General features: G+C 64.3%; 1 protein-coding gene. It reads left to right on the plus strand.

Annotation, left to right across the window (positions count from 1 at the left end; genetic code table 11):
- Nucleotides 1-597, plus strand: a 597-nt coding sequence (locus tag EOC06_RS38320; RefSeq protein ID WP_206631399.1) for an MATE family efflux transporter, incomplete at both ends; no start/stop codon positions are given.

Below are 597 nucleotides of genomic sequence, written 5' to 3' on the forward strand. Positions count from 1 at the left end.
GCGCCACATCGTCGGCACCAGCGCGACGTTCTTCTTCCTCGTCTCGGTTATCTTCGCGGTCTGCGGCTGGATCTGGGTCGACGCCATTCTCAACACGCTCGGCACACCGGCCGATGCCTTGCCGCTCGCGCGCTCCTATCTGCGCATCATCTTCGTCGCCGTGCCGATGATGAACCTTCTGTCCTTCGTCATGACCGTGCTGCGCGGTGCCGGCGATTCACGCACGCCCTTCTTCTTCATGGCTCTGGCCGTCGTCCTCGACATCGTGCTCAACCCATTGCTCATCCGCGGCATCGGACCGTTTCCCGAACTCGGCATCGCGGGCTCCGCCACGTCCACGCTGATCGGCCAGACGGTAAGCGTGATCGCCATCCTGATCGTGCTCTATGTGCGCAAGCATCCGCTGCGGCTGGCCGGCGCCAACCTCGCCCTGCTGCGGCCCGATCCCACCTTGCTTCGCATCGTCGTCGTCAAGGGCGTGCCGATGGGTCTGCAGATGATCGTCATTTCGGCGGCGGCACTGACGGTGATGGGCATCGTCAATTCCTACGGCTCACAGGTCGCCGCCGCCTACGGCATCGCTGCCCAGCTGTGGAC

Source organism: Mesorhizobium sp. M7A.F.Ca.MR.362.00.0.0, assembly GCF_004023175.1.
Taxonomy (GTDB): Bacteria; Pseudomonadota; Alphaproteobacteria; order Rhizobiales; family Rhizobiaceae; genus Mesorhizobium.